Here is a 16,481-nt window from a genome sequence, read left to right on the forward strand (position 1 = left end):
ATGTCATTAGAAAACGGATCAGATGCGATGAATGCACCGCTGAATGAATTCGGCCCGATCAAGGCCGTGATTTTCGATATGGACGGCTTGTTGCTGGACACCGAGGGCATTTACACCGAGGTCACGTCCATGATTGCTGCGCGTTACGGTCGGGTCTTCGACTGGAGCGTCAAGCAGAACATCATCGGCCGTGGCGCGGGTGATCTGGCGCGTTATGTGGTCGAGGCGCTGGACCTGCCGATCACCGCCGAAGAGTTTCTGGTGATCCGCGAACCGCTGATGCGCGAGCGTTTTCCTACAGCGCTGGCGATGCCTGGCGCACAGGAGCTGGTTCGGCACTTGAAGGCCAACAACATTCCGATCGCGGTGGGCACCAGTTCTTCGCGTCAGTCGTTCGGCCAGAAAACCACCTTGCACCGCGACTGGTTTGCGCTGTTCGATTTCATCGTGACGGCTGACGATCCGGAAGTCGGCGCGGCCAAACCGGCGCCGGACATTTTCCTCACGGCCGCGCGGCGCCTGGGTGTCGCGCCTGAGGATTGCCTGGTGTTCGAGGACTCTCCGTTCGGTGTCACGGCGGCGAAAGCGGCGGGAATGACCGCGATTGCGATCCCGGATCCGGCGATGGCTGACGAAAAATACGCACACGCCGATGGCATTCTTCGTACGCTGAAAGCATTCAAACCGATCGCTTGCGGTTTGCCAGCGCTCGAATGGGCTTAAAGCTGCGTGCATGAAAATGCCGGCAATCTGATCAGGGTTGCCGGCGTTTTTTTATGCGTGATTCAGAACATCAGGCGCCGAAACCACCGTCGATGGTCAGGCTGGCACCGGTGATGTAGCCGGCTTCGGGACCGACGAGGTAGGCGACGAAGCTGGCGATTTCTTCCGCTTTGCCGTAACGACCCACCGCCATCAACGGGATCAGGCTTTCGGCGAAGTCGCCACTGGCCGGGTTCATGTCAGTGTCGACCGGGCCCGGTTGCACGTTGTTGATGGTGATGCCGCGCGGGCCGAGGTCGCGCGCCAGGCCTTTGGTCAGGCCGACCAGCGCCGATTTGCTCATGGCGTACGGGCCACCACCGGCGAAGGGCATGCGGTCGGCGTTGGTGCTGCCGATGTTGATGATGCGACCGCCTTCGGTCATGTGTTTGGCTGCGGCCTGGGTGGCGATGAATACGCTGCGCACGTTGATCGCGAGCGTCTGGTCGAAGTCTTCGAGTTTGAAATCTTCCAGCGGTGCAACGGCCAGCACGCCAGCGTTGTTGACCAGAATGTCCAAGCGACCAAAGGCTTTTACCGTGGCGCTCACGGCGTTGCGAATGGCGTCGGCGTCGGCGCTGTCAGCCTTGATGGCGAGGGCTTTGCCGCCGTTACCGGTGATGCTGTTTTGCAATTCTTCGGCTTTGGCCGTGGAGCTGACGTAGGTGAAGGCGACTGTCGCGCCTTCAGCGGCCAGGCGTTTGACAATGGCGGCGCCGATACCGCGGGATCCGCCTTGAATCAAAGCCACTTTGCCGCTGAGGTTCTGAGTAGTCATATCGATCTCCAAAGTCCCGAGGCGAGATGTCTCGGTTGATGGAGCCTAGTATCGATTCAGGATTACCGGCTGTGTAGACGGTAATTGCGATAGTCTGTGTAAACCAGAAGTTTATAGTGACGCTTATGGAAACCTTCAGCAGTATCGAATGCTTCGTGCGCAGTGCCGAGGTTGGCAGCTTCGCCGAAGCCGCGCGCCGCCTGAGTCTGACCCCGGCGGCGGTGGGCAAGAGCGTCGCCAAACTTGAGGCGCGACTGGGGGTGCGGCTGTTTCAGCGCAGCACCCGCAGCCTGACGCTCACTGAAGCGGGTCATCGGTTTCTCGGCGAAGTGAGTTCCAGTCTCCACACGATCCAGAATGCCGTGGCCAATCTGGCCAGCGCCGAGGGGCTACCCGCCGGGACGTTGAAGGTCAGCATGGGCACGGTGTTCGGGCGGTTGTATGTCGTGCCGTTGCTCGGGGAGTTTCTACGGCGTTTTCCGGCGATCAACCCGGACTGGCATTTCGATAACCGTCAGGTCGATCTGATCGCTCAGGGTTTCGATGCGGCGATTGGTGGGGGATTCGAGCTGCCGCAGGGGGTGGTGGCGCGCAAGCTGACACCGGCCCATCGGGTGCTTGTCGCGTCAGCCGACTATCTTGAAGGGCGTGAGGTGATTGCCGAGCCCGATGATCTGAAGCATCACGATGGCATCCTGATTCGATCGCCGCAGACGGGGCGTGTACGTTCCTGGCAATTGACCAGTCGCACCCAGCAACACAGCCCGCTGACGCTCAAGGCGCGGATGACCATGAGTGATTCGGAGGCAGCCTGCGCCACGGCCGCCCAAGGGTTGGGTATTGCGCTGGTGAGCATGCCGTTTGCCGTGGGCTATCTGGAGGCCGGGACCTTGCAGCGGGTGCTGCCGGACTGGTATGTCGACGATGGCAACATTTCGATCTATTACGCGGAGCACAAACTGCTGCCCGGCAAGACCCGGGCGTTTGTGGATTTCGTCATTGAGCAGTTTGCGGAGCAGGGGTTGGGGCAGCGGTTTAGTGCGCTCTGAGCCAGTCTCAAAACCGAGGCGCGGCCTTCGCGAGCAGGCTCGCTCCCACATTGGATTTGTGAACGACACAGACCCATTGTGGGAGCGAGCCTGCTCGCGATGAACGATAACGCGGTCTACTGCCCGAAACGCCCCGACCAGCCAATAATTTTCTTCGGCCGCGGCGTCGCATAAGTCCGCACCTTGGACGTCGACAACCCCAATCGCACCAACGACTCGGCAATCGTCACCGCCGCCGTCACACCATCCACCACCGGAACCCCGGTGCGCCGGCGAATCTGTTCATCCAGCCCGGCCATGCCGCCGCAGCCCAGGCAAATCACCTCGGCCTTGTCTTCAAGCACGGCCAATTCCGCCTGACGAATAATTGCCTCCAGCGCACGCTCAGGATCGGATTCCAGTTCCAGTACCGCCAAACCACTGGCCCGCACCGACGCGCAGCGGTCCCAGAGTCCGGACAGTTTTAGGCGATCCTCGATCAGCGGCACGGTGCGGTCCAGCGTAGTGACCACCGAGTAGGCATGGCCGAGGAACATGGCGGTGCTGGCCGCCGCATCGGTGATGTCCACCACCGGCACGTTGAGCAACTCCTGCAAACCTTCGCGGCCGTGTTCGCCGTAACCGGCCTGAATCACGGCATCGAAGGGTTGGTCGTAGGACATCACCCGGTCCATCACCGCGATGGCGGCCAGATAACTTTCGAAATTGCCTTCGATGGAGTCAGCACCGAAGTAGGGTGTCAGGCCGATGATTTCCGTGCCCGGCGCGGCCACGGACTGAGCCGAACGTGCGATGGCCTGGGTGATGGATTCGGTGGTGTTGACGTTGACCACGAGAATTCGCATGGGAAGTCCTTATAGCGGGTGGTTCTGCGGCCCGACGGTGCCGGGCCGCCAAGGGATTAATGGCTGACGTTATCGACAGCGATGGCTTCACCGCTGACGTCTGCGTAATAAGGCTGCCGTTTGGCGATGATCAGATAGAGCATCCCGGCAATCCCGGCCCCAATCAGCCAGGAGAAGGGCGACACGCTGTCGAAGCCCGGTACCAGCGCCAGGACAATGGCGATCAGCGCGGCAGGAATGAACGCCGCGACGGCGCGTAAATTGACTCCGCGGCTGTAGTAATAGGCGCCATTGGGGTCTTCGCTGTACAACTGCGGCACGTTGACCTGACCTTTTCGTACGAGCCAGTAGTCGACCATGATCACGCCGTACAACGGGCCGAGCAGGGCGCCGAGGCCGGACAGGAAATACACGATCACCAGCGGGCTGTTGTAGAGGTTCCACGGCAGGATCAGCACCGCGATGGTCGCGCTGATCAGGCCGGCGCGGCGGAACGTCAGGTATTTGGGCGCCAGGTTGCTCAGCACGAAGGCTGGGGCGACGAAATTGGCCATGATGTTCACCGCCACGGTGACGATCAAGAAGGCCAGGCATCCGAGCACCAGAAAGAAGGTGTTGGGAATCGAGGCAATGATCTCGGTCGGGCTTTCGATGATCCGGCCGTTGATCTGAAATTGCGCGCCGCAGAGCAGGACGGTGATGCTGGCGAACACCAGAATATTCACCGGCAGGCCCCAGAAATTGCCGACCTTAATGGTCTTGCGGCACGGTGAAGAACGGGCGAAGTCACAGAAGTTGAGGATCAGCGTGCCGTAGATCGACAGCCACAACGCACCGCCGGCAAAGATGTTGCGCCACATCTCGCCGCCGGTCAGCGGTTCGCGGATCGACCAGGCGATGGTCGCGTTGGCCTGAAAGTACATCCACCCGGCGAGGGCGGCGACGGTCAGCAGAATCACTGGCCCGGCGAACGCCTCGTAGCGCCGCACCATCTCCATGCCGTAGGCGAGAATCGCCAATTGCACGAACCAGATTGCCACGAAGCACACCCAACCCAGGCTCGATAGACCGAGGATCGAGTTGTGGTCGTAGTCAGCGAAGCCCGGATGAACCGCTGTCAGCAGTACCCGAAAGACCACCGAGGCGAGGTAGGTCTGAATCCCGAACCAGGCGATGGCGATAACGGCGCGGATCAACGCAGGAATCTGCGCCCCGTGAATGCCGAAACTGATCCGGCTGATGACAGGAAACGGCACGCCGGTCTTTTGCCCCATATAACCGGAGAGGTTCATGAAGCAATACACCAACGCCGCGCCAATCCCCAGGGACAGCAGGATTTGCCAGCCACCCAGTCCGAGGGCGTACAGCCCGATGGCGAATGAATAATTGGCGATGTTGTGAACGTCGTTAGTCCACAGGGCAAAGATGCTGTAGCGGCCCCAGCGTCGACCTTCGGCTTTGGTCGGCGCCAGGTCCTTGTTGTGCAGGCGAGGGCTGAGTACGACGGGTTCTTGAAACGTTTGGTCGTGAGGGGTTGAAGTGGGTGGGAAGGAGGGCAGATCCAGCGCGATGTTGTTATTGGAGAGGCTAGTACGCATTCCGGCAGGCTCCGAGCTTGGCGTCGCGATGACTGTGCATGAGCGTTGGCTCGACAAATCTTCGTCGCGGGCAGTCAGCATCATTGGTTACGGGGCATCTGCAGCCTGTACGGGATAGGGCGCTTCAGGCTTGCGGATCTAAAGTGTGTGTATGTTTTGATGTGATTGTATACAAAACATGTATGCACTTAAGCCAGATCCATGCCAGTCAGCGATCTATGAATTTCACTGTTAATTTCGTTTTGTTATCGATAAGCGATAAGTGACTGAAATAAAGGCGATATAAATTGACTGTTTGAACAGGTATTTATTTTTCAGCGGGATGTGTACGAAAGGTCGACTGAGGAAGTCAGGGCAGGGGCGTGTAACTTTTTGGGGCGCTGAAATGAAAAGTGCACACACAAATGGCACCTATGGTGACATTCGTGTGTACACATTTTTGGAGGCGATCATCGAACCTGTGGGAGCGAGCCTGCTCGCGATAGCGGTGGATCAGTCGACATTTAGGTCGGATGTCATTCCGTCATCGCGAGCAGGCTCGCTCCCACAGGGGATCACCACAAGGCCGAAGGTTATGCCTTGGATTTGCTGATGATGTTACCCGCATGCAGACCGCATTCTTTCTGCGTCGCTTCTTCCCACCACCAACGACCTTCGCGCTCGTGCTGGTTCGGCAACACCGGACGGGTGCAGGGCTCGCAGCCGATGCTGATGAACCCGCGCTCATGCAGGCTGTTGTACGGCAGCTCCAGCATGCGGATGTAACCCCAGATCTCTTCACTGGTCATTTGTGCCAGCGGGTTGAACTTGTACAGGGTGCGTTCCGGGGTGGAGAACGCGGTGTCGATTTCCAGCACCGCGACGGCGCTGCGAGTGCCAGGGCTCTGATCCCGACGCTGACCGGTGGCCCAGGCCGTCACTCCCGAGAGCTTGCGACGTAGCGGCTCGATCTTGCGGATGCCGCAGCATTCGCCGTGGCCGTCCTTGTAGAAACTGAACAGGCCCTTTTCCTTCACGAAAGGTTCGAGCTTGGTGTAGTCCGGAGACACCAGTTCAATGTCGATCTTGTAGTGCTCGCGCACCTGATCGATGAAGCGGTAGGTCTCGGGGTGCAAGCGGCCGGTGTCGAGGCTGAACACTTTGACGTTCTTGTTCAGCTTCCAGGCCATGTCCACCAGCACCACGTCTTCGGCGCCGCTGAAAGATATCCACAGGTCATCGCCAAACTCGGCGAACGCGAGTTTCAGGATGTCCTGGGCGGATTTGTTGGCATAGGTCGTGGCGAGTTCCACGACGTCGAACGTTGGGCTCATCAGGGCGGCTTCCTACAGGTCGGTGGCGCTGGGCGCTCTATATAGGCCAGATGGTAACAAAATCCTGCAGCGACTGGCGCGCCCTATGCGTTGCACCGGTCAGCCTGAGTCGCTAGAGTTCGGCAGTCTTTTGGCTCGCTCGACTCAATAATCAATACAAATGGGAGTGTCTTGTGGAAATTGCCTGTCTGGATCTTGAAGGTGTACTGGTCCCGGAAATCTGGATCGCCTTCGCCGAAAAAACCGGGATCGAATCCCTCAGGGCTACCACCCGGGACATCCCCGACTACGACGTGCTGATGAAGCAGCGCCTGCGGATTCTCGACGAGCACGGCTTGAAGCTCACCGACATCCAGGAAGTGATCGCCACGCTCAAGCCGCTGGACGGCGCCATCGAGTTCATCAACTGGCTGCGTGAGCGCTTTCAGGTGGTGATTCTGTCGGACACGTTCTACGAGTTCTCCCAGCCGTTGATGCGTCAACTGGGCTTCCCGACCTTGCTCTGCCATCGTCTGATTACTGACGATTCCGGTCGGGTGACGAGCTATCAATTGCGTCAGAAAGATCCCAAGCGCCAGTCGGTTTTGGCCTTCAAGAGCCTTTACTACCGGGTGATCGCGGCGGGGGATTCCTACAACGACACCACGATGCTGGGCGAGGCGGATGCGGGGATTCTGTTCCATGCGCCGGACAATGTGATTCGCGAGTTTCCGCAGTTCCCGGCGGTGCACAGCTTTGAAGAGCTGAAGCAGGAATTCATCAAGGCTTCGAATCGGGCGTTGAGCTTGTAATTGCCGCCGCTGATCGTTCCCACGCTCTGCGTGGGAATGCCTCAATGGACGCTCTGCGTCCGCTTTGGGACGCGGAGCGTCCCGGGCTGCATTCCCACGCAGAGCATGGGAACGATCAAGCGTAGAGTCACAGGCTCTGCAAGGTATCGAGAAGGACCTTCACCTTGGTAATCGATTCCTGATACTCGGCCTGCCACTCTGAATCCGCGACGATCCCGCCACCGCCCCAGCAACACACCTGCCCATCCTTGACCAGCAAACTGCGAATGGCAATCGAACTGTCCATCTCGCCGCGCACGTCCAGATACAACAAAGACCCGCAATACAACCCGCGACGCGTCGGCTCCAGCTCGTCGATGATCTGCATCGCGCGAATTTTCGGCGCACCGGTAATCGAGCCGCCAGGGAAGCTGCCAGCGATCAGGTCCAGTGCATCCCGGTCATCCGCCAGTTCTCCGGTGACGCTGCTCACCAGGTGATGCACGTTCGGGTAGCTTTCCAGGCTGAACAACTCCGGCACCCGCACCGAGCCGATACGGCACGTCCGGCCGAGGTCATTGCGCAGCAAGTCGACGATCATCAGGTTTTCTGCGCGGTCCTTGGGACTGGCCAGCAGTTCGGCGGCGTTTGCCGCATCTTCGGCAGCGGTCAGTCCGCGAGGGCGGGTGCCTTTGATCGGGCGGGTTTCCACATGGCGTTCGCTGACTTTGACGAAACGTTCTGGCGACAGGCTCAACACCGCGCCGCCGTCGGGCAGACTCTGAAAACCGGAAAACGGCGTCGGGCACGCCGCCCGTAGCGCACAATACGCGGCCCATGGATCGCCCTGGCACTGCGCGCGGAAGCGTTGGGCGAAATTGACCTGATAGCAGTCGCCGGCCTGGATGTACTGCTGAATGCGTTCGAGCGCATGGCGATATTCGTCAGCGCTCAGGTCGGCCTTCATCGGGGCTTTCAACGTGAAAGACTCGACTGCTTCAGCCGTAGGCTCACTGAACAGTGCGATCAGGCGCTGACGTTCGCTGTCGATCAGCGATGGGTGGAAGACCAACTGACTTGTACTCAGTTGGTGATCGCTGATCAGCGCCCAGTCGTACAGTCCGAAACGTGCATCGGGCAGTTGCAGATCGTCCTGCGCCTGACTGGGCAGGTTTTCCAGATGCCGACCGAAGTCATAGCTCAGGTAACCGATGAGGCCGCCAGCGAAGGGCAAATCGTAAGGAACAGCCGCTTCACCGAGTCGTGTCAGATTGTCGCGAAGGCGTTGCAGGAAATCGCTGCCACTTTCGTCAGGCAATACCGCTATTTGCTCCAGTGGCCAGGCACTGAGCAGGTCATAACGTCCACGCTCGGCACTCGGTCGGCCACTGTCGAGCAGCACGGCACCGGGGGCATGACGAATCGCCGCGAAGTACTCGGCGGGGTTGGCGCGATAGGGGAGCGGGTGTACGGAACAGGTAAACATGGGCGGGGCAGATCAGCCATCGAGGCGGGGGTGGCGATTGTAGTCTCCTCGGGGAATTGCTCCTAGAGGGGATGTCGGGGATTGGTAGATTGGAGGGCTGTTTGATCGTTCCCACGCTCCGCGTCACTAGTGTCCGGTAAAACCTTTTCAAAGCTGAAGGCTGCCTTGGGCAGCCTTCAGCTTTGTTCGCTTTTGCCTTCGGTGTTCCAGGTGTTCGATGCTTAACGGGCGTTCGAACAAGCTGTGGGTTAGCCGAATGGCAAAGTCTGAAATAGACCCGGAGCAACCTGAACGGCGCTGATAAAGATGCAGCAAAAGATAGGTAATCAAGGCGCTGTAGATCTGCAAACGAACGGCATTTTCAGAGAAGCCGAAATACCGTTTGAGCTTGAGGTTTTGCTTGATCCACTTGAAAAACAGCTCGATTTGCCAACGTTGCTTGTACAGATCGGCGATCTCCTCCGCTGAGCGAGAGAAGTCGTTGGTGACCAGAATCAATGGCGTTTCGTGGTCCTCTCGGCGGACCTGAACCCGACGCACAGCCTGATTTTGGTAGTGATTCGGACGTCGAGCGTTCAGGTATTTCTTACCGAACAAGACCGATTCATCCGCCTCAATGAATTCCGGTGCACCCTGTTCCCTCAAGTTTTCTACCGGCTTTAGATTGGCGTTTTTCTTCAGTCGTGTGACGAAGAAAGAACCCATCTGATCAATCTGGTGCCACCAGTTGTAGTCGCAGTAACCCTTGTCGAAAACGTACGTCATACCCGCTTCAAGCGGCATGGTCAGGGCATCGCTCAGATCGTTGACGTTGGCGGCGGTGATGTTTACGTAAGTCGGGGCTGTTTGCTGTGGATCGATGGCCACATGCACCTTCAAGCCTTGGGTTATGCGGGTTTTCGTCGCGGTGGTCCATTCGTCAAAACCGGGTCCGCGCAGGCTGATCGAGGTCGAATCGATCAGGGTGATCATGGCTTCGAGCGACTTGCGCTGCTTGCGGCCAATGCCCTGAAGCAGGTGCTCGCAGGCCAGCCGAAACGGCTCTGAGCTGCGCTTGTTCAACGCATCACAAAGGGTTGAACGCACCATGTTTTTGGCGTTGAGGTGGTGACGATGGGGTTGCAGCGACTGTGAAGCTGTCGCCAACGTGCGCAAGCTTTTGGCTTGTGTCAGCTGGCCAAAAATCAACGTGACGAGCAGATCCCAGGACGTGAATTGTTTGGCGTAACGATCAGCGCCACAGCGTTTGACGGCTGCTTTGAAGAGCTGATGAGGAAGGGCCTGGAGCATTTGCGCAAATCGAGTGCTGCTGAACATGGGCGAAAATCGAGTCTGAAAACCTGATTATTGCTTACGAAGCAGGCACGGCAAGGGGGAGCAAGCTCCCCCTTGGGTTTTTACCGGACACTAGTGACGCTCCGCGTGGGAATGCATCCCGTGACGCTCCGCGTCACAGGCGGACGCAGAGCGTCCGTGGCGGCATTACCACGCGGAGCGTGGGAACGATCAATGTGAGGGGATCAGCCCTCAACCGCAGGAATATGCCCAAACATTTCCTGAACAAACTCAACCCGTTCCTGCACCGTCTCAACAACCCCGCGAGCCTTCAACTCTTCCAGCCGCGATTCAACCGCATGGGTGCGCAACGTCAGCCCGCAATCATTGGCAATCTGAATGTTCAACCCAGGTCGGGCGTTGAGCTCAAGAATCAGCGGTCCTTTCTCCTGGTCCAGCACCATGTCGACACCGATGTAACCCAGCCCGCACAGCTCATAGCAGCCCGCGGCAAGTTTCATGAAACCGTCCCAGTAGGGCAGTTGCACGCCATCCACTGCGTTGGTGGTGTCCGGATGTTTGTTGATGATGTTGTTCAGCCAGGTGCCGCGCAGGGTCAGGCCGGTGGCCAAGTCCACGCCGACGCCGATGGCGCCCTGGTGCAGGTTGGCCTTGCCGCCGGACTGGCGCGTCGGCAAGCGCAGCATGGCCATCACCGGGTAACCCATCAGCACGATGATGCGGATGTCCGGCACACCTTCATAGCTGATGCTTTTGAAAATCTGGTCCGGGATCACCCGGTATTCGATCAGCGCGCGGTCGCGGTGCCCGCCCAGGGAATACAGGCCGGTGAGGATGCTCGAGATATGGTGCTCGAGTTCCTCATGGTCGATGATCTTGCCGGACACTGTGCGATAGCGCCCCTCGAACCGATCGGCAACCACAATGATGCCGTCACCGCCGGCGCCCTGGGCCGGTTTGATCACGAAGTCGTTGCGCCCGCCGATGATGTCGTCGAGGTCGTCGATTTCCTTCTCGGTGGAAATCACGCCATACAGTTCCGGCACATGAATGCCGGCGGCGATGGCGCGTTCCTTGGTGATGATCTTGTCATCGACAATCGGGTACAGACTGCGCTTGTTGTACTTGAGCACGTAGTCTGCGTTACGCCGATTGATCCCCATGATGCCCCGGGCTTCCAAGGCCTTCCAGGTCTTCCAGAAGCCGAACATCAGGCGTCAGCCTTCTTCAGGAACGCCTTGAAGCGCACCAGTTCGGTCAGGCGGTAACCGCGATAACGCCCCATCGCCAGCATGAAGCCCACCAGGATCAGCAGGATCGCCGGGAAGGTAAACACGAAGTAAATCAGCTCCGGCACGGTCATGATCAGGTGCGCCAGGGACGCCGCGAACAGCGTACCGATCGCCACTTTCATGGCATGGCCGGAACCGCGTTCTTCCCAGGTAATCGACAGGCGTTCGATGGTCATGGTCAGAATCACCATCGGGAACAGCGCTACCGACAACCCGCGTTCCAGGCCGAGTTTATGGCTGAGCAGGCTGATGGTCGCGATCAGCACCACCACGAAGGTCAGCACCACGGACAGCCTCGGCAGCATTTGCAGCTTCAAGTGTTCAAGGTAGGAGCGCAGCGACAGGCCCAGCGCCGTGATGATGGTAAACAGCACGATACCGAAGCCGAGCTGGGTTTCCCGGAACGCCAGGGCGATCAGCACCGGAGTAAAGGTGCCGAGGGTCTGAATGCCGATCAGGTTGCGCAGGATCAAAATCACCAGCACACCGATCGGGATCATCACCATGATCATGAACGTCTGCTGGGTTTGCAGCGGCAGGCCGTACAGCGAGTATTCGAGGAAGTTGGCATCGGTGTTTTCGTCGGTCAGCTTGGCCAGGCGAATCGCGTTCATTTCGCTGTTGTTCAGGCTGAAGGTCACGTTGGCCTTCTTGCCGCCATCGACGGTGATCAGGTTTTCGTCGCCGGTCCACCACAGCAGGCGGTCGGTCGGCAGGCCCTGTTCACCGGTTTCCGGGTTGAAGTACAGCCAATCGGTGCCGTTGAAACTGCGCAGCCAGAGTTCCGGCGTTTGCGGTTGGTCGGCCACCAGACGAATGGTGTGGACCTTTTCCACCGGCACGTGCGCGATGGACAGCACCAATTCGACGATTTTCGCCTTGTGCCCGGGGGACGGATCGCCGCCCAGCAACAGCTTCACATTGTCGTCGTTGAGATTGTTGACACGCTTGATGGCTTCGCCGATGAAGGTTTCGACGTCGGCCGAGTGCTGGCGGATCGGTGCGAGCAGGGCTTCGGCGGCGACTTTTTCCGCGCCTTCGACGGCGATGCTGTCGCGGAAGGTCGGGCCTTTGATCTTGGATTTTTCACCGGTGTAGCGCTTGGTCAGCACCAGGCGGTAATAAAGGGTCTGATTGCCCTTGGCCCGACGTGCCGACCAGGTGACTTTGCGGTTGCCGTCGGCACGGTTCACGGCCACGCCGTAGTTATTGGAAATGAAACTCTCGTTGAGGCTGACGTAATCGCGGCTCAGCGGCGGCACGAACATCTGGATCTTGACCGGGTCCTTGGTACTGGCGACGAACTCGACTTTGGCGTCGATGTTCCACAAGTCGTCGGTGGCGTCTTCGGTCACGGGGATGCCGAGCACGAAGATCTGATAGGCCGTGACTGAAATACCCAGCACCACCAGGATGGCGATCAGGAATTTCAGGTGGAGGGTAAGAGAGCGCATTGGAATTACTCTGCGGTATGAGCGTCGGTGGCGCAGGCGGGTTTGCCAGCAGCGTATTTAAGACTGGGGTCAACCAGCGCATCGAAGCGTTTCAGCGCTTCGGAGCCGATCAGCAGCGGGTATTGGAAGGCGCTGCGGTCGGTCAAGTTCACTTCGATACTGCGTAAAGCCGACCCCATGCAGATATCCAGCTCGATCACCGGACGGGCGGTGTACTTCTTGCCCTCTTCCGGGTCGTAGTCGCCGGCCCGGCGCTTGATCTTGCTGACTCGGGCCAGTGGCCGTTCGATCGGGTGCGAGTGCGCAGCGTCGATCGCCAGATAGAAGCGCACCCAGGATTCGCCATTGCGTTTGAAGCGTTTGATGTCACGGGCACTCAGGGACGCGGTTTTCGCCCCGGTGTCGAGTTTGGCGGCGACTTCCAGGTCGATGCCGTCCAGGGAGGCGTACTCGTTGAGGCCGTAAACAGTCTTTTCCCCCGCCGCGGCGAAACCCGGCAGGCAAAGAAGATAAAGGAAGGTGGGGAAGGGCTTGAGTCTCATAAATCCTGGTGCGCAGCGGTCCGTACTTCTATTCAAGGCCCTGGCATCGCTGCGCAAGCTCCCTCGTATGCCTATCAACTGTTTATGACAAGCAGTGCAGATGTCACAAACAAATGCGGCCGGCATTCTAGCACGGTGGTTTTATGGCGCCACCGCCGGGAGGCGGCTATAAACAGAAGGACTGCGTCGTTCTGGTGCAGTCGGTTATTAGACGATTGTCGACAATACCTATTTATCCTTTGACTAAAAGGTCTGTATTCGCTAGTTTTTGCGGCATCAGCTTTCAAGGTGTCGACAATATGCTGGATCAACTCGATCCCCCGGTAATAGCCCAAGACGATTCGGAGACACTGTCCGAGAACGTCTTCCGGCGCATTCAGGCGGCCATCGTCAAGGGCGAGATCGCCCCGGGCAGCAAGATCTCCGAGCCGGAACTGGCGCGCACCTATGGCATCAGCCGCGGGCCGCTGCGCGAGGCTATCCACCGTCTGGAAGGCCAGCGCCTGCTGGTTCGCGTGCCGCACGTCGGGGCGCGGGTGGTTTCGTTGAGCCATGCCGAACTGCTGGAACTCTACGAAATCCGCGAATCCCTCGAAGGCATGGCGTGCCGTCTGGCGGCCGAGCGCATGACCCTCGAAGAAATCGACGAACTGCGCCGGGTCCTCGAAACCCATGAGCGCGATGCGGCGTTTCAGGCCGGTGTCGGCTACTACCAGCAGGAAGGCGATTTCGACTTCCATTACCGAATCATCCAGGGCAGCGGCAACCGCACCCTGACGCAGATGCTCTGCGGCGAGCTCTATCAACTGGTGCGCATGTACCGCATCCAGTTTTCCACCACACCCAATCGCCCGCGTCAGGCTTTTGCCGAGCACCACCGAATTCTCGACGCCATCGCCGACCGTGACGGTGAGCTAGCCGAGTTGTTGATGCGTCGCCATATCGGCGCCTCCAAACGCAATATCGCCCGTCACTACCAGGACGGCACACACCAGACAGCCACTGAACGAGGTGAGTCATGAGTTCCAACAAGAGCACTCCAGGCCAGCGTTTCCGCGATGCGGTCGCCAGCGAACATCCGCTGCAAGTGGTCGGCGCGATCAACGCCAACCACGCGCTGCTGGCCAAGCGCGCCGGTTTCAAGGCTATTTATCTGTCGGGTGGCGGGGTGGCTGCCGGCTCCCTCGGCGTGCCGGACCTCGGCATCACCGGCCTGGATGACGTGCTGACCGACGTACGTCGCATCACTGACGTCTGCGACCTGCCGCTGCTGGTGGACGTGGACACCGGTTTCGGTTCCTCGGCGTTCAACGTGGCGCGTACCGTCAAGTCGATGATCAAGTTCGGCGCGGCGGCGATTCACATCGAAGACCAGGTCGGCGCCAAGCGCTGCGGTCACCGTCCTAATAAAGAGATCGTGTCCCTGCAGGAAATGGTCGATCGGATCAAGGCTGCTGTTGATGCGCGCACCGATGACAGCTTCGTGATCATGGCCCGTACCGACGCCTTGGCGGTGGAAGGTCTGGAGTCCGCTTTGGATCGCGCCGCCGCGTGCATCGAGGCCGGCGCCGACATGATCTTCCCGGAAGCCATCACCGAACTGGACATGTACAAGCTGTTCGCCAACCGCGTGAAAGCGCCGATCCTGGCCAACATCACCGAATTCGGTGCGACGCCGCTGTACACCACCGAGCAACTCGCCGCTGCCGATGTATCGCTGGTGCTGTACCCGCTGTCGGCGTTCCGCGCGATGAACAAAGCCGCGGAAAACGTCTACACCGCGATCCGCCGCGACGGCACGCAACAGAACGTCATCGACACCATGCAGACCCGCATGGAGCTTTACGATCGCATCGACTACCACACCTTCGAGCAGAAGCTCGATGCGTTGTTCGCCGCGAAGAAGTAGAGGTTTATGTAGCAGCTGCCGAGCAGCGCGAGGCTGCGTTCGAGGCCGAAGGACTCGCCAAGCCTTACGACTGCTTTGCAGCCGAACGCAGCCTCGCAAGCTCGACAGCTGCTACGAAAGTGGGATAACCGTTTTAGAACTTGCCGATTCCCTAACAAATTCAAGATTGGAGACAGCAATGGCCGAAGCAAAAGTACTCAGTGGCGCCGGGCTCCGTGGCCAGGTTGCCGGGCAAACCGCACTGTCCACCGTGGGCCAGTCGGGCGCAGGCCTGACCTATCGTGGCTACGACGTTCGCGAACTGGCGGCTGACGCTCAGTTCGAAGAAGTGGCCTACCTGCTGCTTTACGGTGAACTGCCGACCAAAACACAACTCGCCGCTTACATCAACAAACTGAGCAAGCTGCGCGACCTGCCGCAAGCGCTGAAAGAAGTGCTGGAACGCATCCCCGCCGACGCCCACCCGATGGACGTGATGCGCACCGGTTGCTCGTTCCTGGGCAATATCGAACCGGAGAAAGACTTCTCCGAACAACACGACGTGACCGACCGTTTGCTCGCCGCGTTCCCGGCGATCATGTGCTACTGGTATCGCTTCAGCCATGACGGCAAACGCATCAGCTGCGTGAGCGACGAACAATCCATCGGCGGCCACTTCCTGCACCTGCTGCACGACAAGAAGCCGAGCGAGTTGCACGTCAAAGTGATGAACGTTTCGCTGATCCTCTACGCGGAACACGAGTTCAACGCCTCGACCTTCACCGCCCGGGTTTGTGCCTCGACGCTGTCGGACATGTATTCCTGCGTCACGGCGGCCATTGGCTCGCTGCGCGGTCCGCTGCACGGCGGCGCCAACGAAGCGGCGATGGAAATGATCGAGCGCTTCAGCTCGCCGGAAGAGGCGATCAAAGGCACCCTCGGCATGCTTGAGCGCAAGGACAAGATCATGGGCTTCGGTCACGCGATCTATAAGGACAACGATCCGCGCAACGAGGTGATCAAGGGCTGGTCGAAAAAACTCGCTGACGAAGTGGGTGACACCGTGTTGTTCCCTGTTTCTGAAGCCATCGACAAGACCATGTGGGAACAGAAGAAACTGTTCCCGAACGCCGACTTCTACCATGCGTCGACGTACCACTTCATGGGCATCCCGACCAAGTTGTTCACACCGATTTTCGTCTGCTCGCGCCTGACCGGCTGGGCGGCGCACGTGTTCGAACAACGTGCCAACAACCGCATCATCCGCCCGAGCGCCGAATACGTCGGCGTCGAACAGCGCAAGTTCGTGCCAATCGAACAACGCTGAATGGTGAAGGCCTACACAGGGATCTGAATTCAACGAGGATCCCTGTGGGAGCGAGCTTGCTCGCGATAGCGGTGGGTCAGT

General features: G+C 59.1%; 15 protein-coding genes. 6 read left to right on the forward strand and 9 right to left on the reverse strand.

What is annotated here, in order from left to right; all coding sequences use genetic code 11:
• Positions 1–27: 27 nt before the first annotated feature.
• The gene (locus AC3IUE_RS09545) at positions 28–723 is read left to right on the forward strand and encodes an HAD-IA family hydrolase (RefSeq protein ID WP_489266961.1); all 696 of its coding nucleotides are present in this window, start codon (positions 28–30) and stop codon (positions 721–723) included.
• A gap of 70 nt (positions 724–793) precedes the next feature.
• On the opposite strand, the gene AC3IUE_RS09550 is transcribed toward AC3IUE_RS09545, so the two are convergent.
• On the reverse strand, positions 794–1,540 hold the full coding sequence (locus AC3IUE_RS09550) for a 3-oxoacyl-ACP reductase family protein (protein WP_489266962.1): 747 nt from the start codon (positions 1,538–1,540) through the stop codon (positions 794–796).
• Positions 1,541–1,665: 125 nt separating this feature from the next.
• Here AC3IUE_RS09550 and AC3IUE_RS09555 point away from each other — a divergent pair, with 125 nt between their 5' ends.
• The gene (locus tag AC3IUE_RS09555) at positions 1,666–2,589 is read left to right on the forward strand and encodes a LysR family transcriptional regulator (protein WP_056744185.1); all 924 of its coding nucleotides are present in this window, start codon (positions 1,666–1,668) and stop codon (positions 2,587–2,589) included.
• Positions 2,590–2,705: 116 nt separating this feature from the next.
• Here the strand turns inward: AC3IUE_RS09555 and AC3IUE_RS09560 are convergent, their stop codons facing one another.
• The 3 genes from AC3IUE_RS09560 to AC3IUE_RS09570 form a co-directional block, all read right to left on the reverse strand.
• Positions 2,706–3,434: an aspartate/glutamate racemase family protein gene (locus AC3IUE_RS09560; protein WP_489266964.1), complete on the reverse strand. Its 729-nt coding sequence runs from the start codon at positions 3,432–3,434 to the stop codon at positions 2,706–2,708.
• Between the two features lie 56 nt (positions 3,435–3,490).
• Positions 3,491–5,032 carry an NCS1 family nucleobase:cation symporter-1 gene (locus AC3IUE_RS09565; RefSeq protein WP_056744189.1) on the reverse strand — a complete coding sequence of 514 codons (1,542 nt, stop codon included), beginning with the start codon at positions 5,030–5,032 and terminating at the stop codon, positions 3,491–3,493.
• Positions 5,033–5,604: 572 nt separating this feature from the next.
• The gene (locus tag AC3IUE_RS09570; RefSeq protein ID WP_008027340.1) at positions 5,605–6,345 is read right to left on the reverse strand and encodes a phosphoadenylyl-sulfate reductase; all 741 of its coding nucleotides are present in this window, start codon (positions 6,343–6,345) and stop codon (positions 5,605–5,607) included.
• A gap of 173 nt (positions 6,346–6,518) precedes the next feature.
• On the opposite strand from AC3IUE_RS09570, the gene thrH reads away from it, so the two are divergent.
• Entirely contained in the window at positions 6,519–7,136 is a 618-nt protein-coding gene (gene thrH, locus AC3IUE_RS09575; protein ID WP_489266967.1) for a bifunctional phosphoserine phosphatase/homoserine phosphotransferase ThrH, read from the forward strand.
• A 127-nt stretch (positions 7,137–7,263) separates the two neighbouring features.
• On the opposite strand, the gene pabB is transcribed toward thrH, so the two are convergent.
• The 5 genes from pabB to rloA form a co-directional block, all read right to left on the reverse strand.
• Positions 7,264–8,601 carry an aminodeoxychorismate synthase component I gene (gene pabB / locus AC3IUE_RS09580; RefSeq protein ID WP_489266969.1) on the reverse strand — a complete coding sequence of 446 codons (1,338 nt, stop codon included), beginning with the start codon at positions 8,599–8,601 and terminating at the stop codon, positions 7,264–7,266.
• A gap of 147 nt (positions 8,602–8,748) precedes the next feature.
• Positions 8,749–9,918 carry an IS4 family transposase gene (locus AC3IUE_RS09585; protein WP_489263986.1) on the reverse strand — a complete coding sequence of 390 codons (1,170 nt, stop codon included), beginning with the start codon at positions 9,916–9,918 and terminating at the stop codon, positions 8,749–8,751.
• 203 nt (positions 9,919–10,121) lie between these two features.
• Positions 10,122–11,108, reverse strand: a complete 987-nt coding sequence (locus AC3IUE_RS09590) for an alpha-L-glutamate ligase-like protein (RefSeq protein WP_489266971.1) — start codon at positions 11,106–11,108, stop codon at positions 10,122–10,124.
• A complete protein-coding gene (gene rloB / locus AC3IUE_RS09595) occupies positions 11,108–12,643 on the reverse strand; it encodes an osmotic stress tolerance membrane protein RloB (protein WP_461997551.1) in 1,536 nt (511 codons plus the stop codon). Before rloB ends, AC3IUE_RS09590 begins: the two co-directional genes overlap by 1 nt.
• Positions 12,644–12,648: 5 nt before the next feature.
• Positions 12,649–13,185: a retropepsin-like aspartic peptidase RloA gene (gene rloA / locus AC3IUE_RS09600; protein ID WP_046047911.1), complete on the reverse strand. Its 537-nt coding sequence runs from the start codon at positions 13,183–13,185 to the stop codon at positions 12,649–12,651.
• 302 nt (positions 13,186–13,487) lie between these two features.
• On the opposite strand from rloA, the gene AC3IUE_RS09605 reads away from it, so the two are divergent.
• From AC3IUE_RS09605 to prpC, 3 genes are all read left to right on the forward strand, one after another.
• Entirely contained in the window at positions 13,488–14,207 is a 720-nt protein-coding gene (locus tag AC3IUE_RS09605) for a GntR family transcriptional regulator (RefSeq protein ID WP_176471555.1), read from the forward strand.
• Positions 14,204–15,094: a methylisocitrate lyase gene (gene prpB / locus AC3IUE_RS09610; protein WP_010456549.1), complete on the forward strand. Its 891-nt coding sequence runs from the start codon at positions 14,204–14,206 to the stop codon at positions 15,092–15,094. The genes AC3IUE_RS09605 and prpB overlap by 4 nt, the downstream gene beginning before the upstream one ends.
• 178 nt (positions 15,095–15,272) lie before the next feature.
• Positions 15,273–16,400, forward strand: coding sequence for a bifunctional 2-methylcitrate synthase/citrate synthase (prpC, locus tag AC3IUE_RS09615; protein ID WP_489266974.1), 1,128 nt, complete (start codon positions 15,273–15,275; stop codon positions 16,398–16,400).
• The last annotated feature ends 81 nt before the right edge of the window (positions 16,401–16,481 follow it).

The sequence above is a fragment of the Pseudomonas sp. GL_093 genome, from assembly GCF_057837605.1.

Coding starts and splice junctions, on each gene's coding strand:
- AC3IUE_RS09590 (WP_489266971.1), bottom strand. CDS start 11,108: ATGTTCGGCTTCTGGAAGACCTGGAAGGCCTTGGAAGCCCGGGGCATC.
- AC3IUE_RS09565 (WP_056744189.1), bottom strand. CDS start 5,032: ATGCGTACTAGCCTCTCCAATAACAACATCGCGCTGGATCTGCCCTCC.
- AC3IUE_RS09550 (WP_489266962.1), bottom strand. CDS start 1,540: ATGACTACTCAGAACCTCAGCGGCAAAGTGGCTTTGATTCAAGGCGGA.
- rloB (WP_461997551.1), bottom strand. CDS start 12,643: ATGCGCTCTCTTACCCTCCACCTGAAATTCCTGATCGCCATCCTGGTG.
- AC3IUE_RS09585 (WP_489263986.1), bottom strand. CDS start 9,918: ATGTTCAGCAGCACTCGATTTGCGCAAATGCTCCAGGCCCTTCCTCAT.
- pabB (WP_489266969.1), bottom strand. CDS start 8,601: ATGTTTACCTGTTCCGTACACCCGCTCCCCTATCGCGCCAACCCCGCC.
- prpC (WP_489266974.1), top strand. CDS start 15,273: ATGGCCGAAGCAAAAGTACTCAGTGGCGCCGGGCTCCGTGGCCAGGTT.
- prpB (WP_010456549.1), top strand. CDS start 14,204: ATGAGTTCCAACAAGAGCACTCCAGGCCAGCGTTTCCGCGATGCGGTC.
- AC3IUE_RS09555 (WP_056744185.1), top strand. CDS start 1,666: ATGGAAACCTTCAGCAGTATCGAATGCTTCGTGCGCAGTGCCGAGGTT.
- AC3IUE_RS09545 (WP_489266961.1), top strand. CDS start 28: ATGAATGCACCGCTGAATGAATTCGGCCCGATCAAGGCCGTGATTTTC.
- AC3IUE_RS09570 (WP_008027340.1), bottom strand. CDS start 6,345: ATGAGCCCAACGTTCGACGTCGTGGAACTCGCCACGACCTATGCCAAC.
- rloA (WP_046047911.1), bottom strand. CDS start 13,185: ATGAGACTCAAGCCCTTCCCCACCTTCCTTTATCTTCTTTGCCTGCCG.
- AC3IUE_RS09560 (WP_489266964.1), bottom strand. CDS start 3,434: ATGCGAATTCTCGTGGTCAACGTCAACACCACCGAATCCATCACCCAG.